Here is a 2649-nt window from a genome sequence, read left to right on the forward strand (position 1 = left end):
TCAGCGAGTTCGGTGGTGGTCTGGTGCTGCCAGTCGAGGGCGCGACGCTTGGCTATCGCGCGTACCCTGCCGATCTGGGCGTAGGTGCGGGCCAGTCGATGCGAGGCCGGCCGGCCCGGCGGTCGGGTGGCCCGCTGTCGGGCTGATTTCTTCTCCAAGCGGCGCAGGTGCTCGCGTTCGCCCCGGCTCAGCCAGGGTTTGTGCTCGCGTGTGGTGCCGTCCGACAATGCCAAGGCGACATTGACGCCCCGGTCGATTCCCACCGCCGGACCCGGATGCGCCTGCTGGAGGGCAGGGACCAGGGTTTCGGTGCGGAACACGATGGACCAGCCGAACGCGTCTTTGACCAGCCTGGCCCCGGTGATGCGTCCTTGTGGGCCGCCCCGGGTAACGCCCGGCAGGTCCTTGGTCCAGCGGAACCGGACGCGGCCCACTTTGGGGAGGTTCGCCTCGCCCCAGCGCCGGTTGATCCGTTGGATGCGCAAGTCGCGGGCTTGCGGGACGTCCACCGCCATCCGGGTATGGAACCGGCCCTTGAACGTCGGGCGTTGGGCCGGGTGGTCGGGGTTGAAGAAGTTCGCCCACGCTTGGCGGTAGGTCTTCAGCACCGCTTGCGCTGCCTGGGCGGGGAGTCGAGCCAGCCAGTCGATCTCGTGGCGGGCTTGGCGTATCGCGGTGTCGCATTCCTTCAGCGAGGCGAAGCGGCCTTGGCGGAAGGTGACGTACTCGTGCAGCAGGTTCCACAGGGCGCGAGCGGCATGGGCTTGACCATCGGCCACGGCAGCCTGAGCCGCGCTGAGGTCGAGTCGCGCCACGCGTGCCCGCGCCTGCTTCACCAACTCCACACACTGATCGTATCCACTCACCGTACTCAAGCAGTACATCGAGCAGCAGAAGCAACCCGTCTGAGGTTAGGCCACGGACACGCTGCCAGGTCAGAGCACGCTCGCGCCCTAGCGGGCACTCCCGCGTGGGCCTTCACCCCCGGCGTGAACGCCGGAGCACTGGCCCACAGTTCGGTAGACGCGCGTGGCCCGGCGCGCGTGGGGAGCGAGCCCGGCCGTCGGATCCGTGACGGAGGGCGGACGGCGCCGCAACGTGTCCAGGATGCGCGTTCTGAGGTATCTCGCATAGGCGATCCCGTCGCCGAAGAGGTTCCGGGTCCGCAGCAGCTCACACAGCACGTAGTAGAGGTCGGTGCGCATGTAGACCTGCAGCTGGAAGGGGATCGCCATGAGGACGGCGAGGGCGAGCGCCTGAAGGACAGCCCGTACGCCCTCGGGCAGCGGGGCCCGATGCGTCCCCGCGCCCCGAGGGAGCGCGCGGCGGCGAGGTGCATCAGCTCGTGCACCGAGATGGAGGCCGACATCATCACCGTGTTGACCAGAACCGTGAGGCCGACATAGTCGGACCAGAAGAAGTGGGCGTAGACCGGCACCAGCTCGTCGCGCGTGGCGAGAGTGAGCAGGGCCGCGGCCACGACGACGAGCCAGAGCGCCTTCACCGGCGGGCTGAAGAGCCAGGCGACATGCCGCGCGGTCAGCCGGTGGAAATGGCTCGGGGGCACGTCCGCGGCAGGGTCGGGCAGCGGATCCCCTTCGATGGAGGCGATGAACCCGAGCGCGCTGAGAGCCTCCACGAGTTCCGCGAGGTCGATCTCCACATGGTGGACTTCGGCCATCCGCCGCCGTACGGCTCCGACGGACAGGTCCGCGGCCATGAGGGTGATCGCCGCACCGTACACGGCGGGCAGCTCGACGAACTCCCCGATCTCGGGCCTGCCGACCACCGCGATCTCCGGATCGTCGTCGTGCGGGCGGACGATCAGCCGGTTGAGGCGATGTCGTCCGCGCCGTCCGCCTTGATCGTGTTGCCCGTCACCTCGACGAGGCTGTTCATCGAGCGCAGCCGGTGCACGGCGGCGTCGACCTTGGGGCGGCCGATGTCGGCCTCCGTGTAGAGAAGCTGCCGGGTGAGGTTCGGCTCCTCCACGACGTCGAAGTCGGCGACGTTCAGCGCCCCGATTCCGCTGGAGACGAGCCCGGCCGCCACGGCCGTGCCGGTCCCGCCGAGGCCGAGCAGGCTCACCCTGGCGTCTTTGATCCTCGACTGAACCTCGTACGGCGAGCTGCGCGGTGTGGGGTCGACCCACGTGAACAGGTTCTTCTGCGGCCCGTAACGCTCGGCCTCGCGCGCGGTCAGGTTGCCGGGGACCGGCGCGCCCGCGTCCTCGACGAAGCCGCCTGCGATCAGCTCGCCGATGACGCCACGGATGCTGTCCTCGTCCGCTTCGCCATGGGCGGCTGTGAAGGCGGCGCAGATCTCATCGACGGTCCGGGTCCCGTCCATCAAGGTGATCAGCAGGGCGATGGCGCCGTCCGCGTCATCCTGGATCTCGGCAGAGACGCCCTGTTGCATCAGGCCGATGACGATGCGGCCGCCGGGCATGGCCATGGGCCGGTGAACGCGCTTGATCTGCGGGAGTCGCATGCCTGCCTTCCAGGTCGTTGCACGGAGCGGCCGGCCAGGCGCGGGGGGGGGGGGGGGGGGGGGGCGAAGCGTGTGGCGGGCGGGGGGGGGGAGGGGGGGGGTTCGGGCCTCTTCAGGGGGTGGGGTTGGAGGGTGGGGGTGTTCTTTTTCTTTGACGGG

General features: G+C 69.5%; 3 protein-coding genes. All 3 read right to left on the minus strand.

From position 1 onward, the window contains the following. Positions 1 to 845, minus strand: an 845-nt coding sequence (locus ACZ6SA_RS32795; RefSeq protein WP_465832566.1) for an RNA-guided endonuclease InsQ/TnpB family protein, incomplete at its 3' end; no start/stop codon positions are given. Between the two features lie 108 nt (positions 846 to 953). After that, positions 954 to 1235, minus strand: coding sequence for a hypothetical protein (locus tag ACZ6SA_RS32800; protein ID WP_465832568.1), 282 nt, complete (start codon positions 1233 to 1235; stop codon positions 954 to 956). 589 nt (positions 1236 to 1824) lie between these two features. Then, the gene (locus ACZ6SA_RS32805; protein ID WP_465832570.1) at positions 1825 to 2490 is read right to left on the minus strand and encodes a HesA/MoeB/ThiF family protein; all 666 of its coding nucleotides are present in this window, start codon (positions 2488 to 2490) and stop codon (positions 1825 to 1827) included. Positions 2491 to 2649: the final 159 nt, after the last annotated feature.

It is taken from the genome of Nonomuraea sp. NPDC049378 (genome assembly GCF_055586745.1).

Bases quoted from the DNA above. Each gene is read 5' to 3' on its own strand.
- ACZ6SA_RS32800 (WP_465832568.1), bottom strand. From the start codon at position 1,235: ATGGCGATCCCCTTCCAGCTGCAGGTCTACATGCGCACCGACCTCTAC.
- ACZ6SA_RS32805 (WP_465832570.1), bottom strand. From the start codon at position 2,490: ATGCGACTCCCGCAGATCAAGCGCGTTCACCGGCCCATGGCCATGCCC.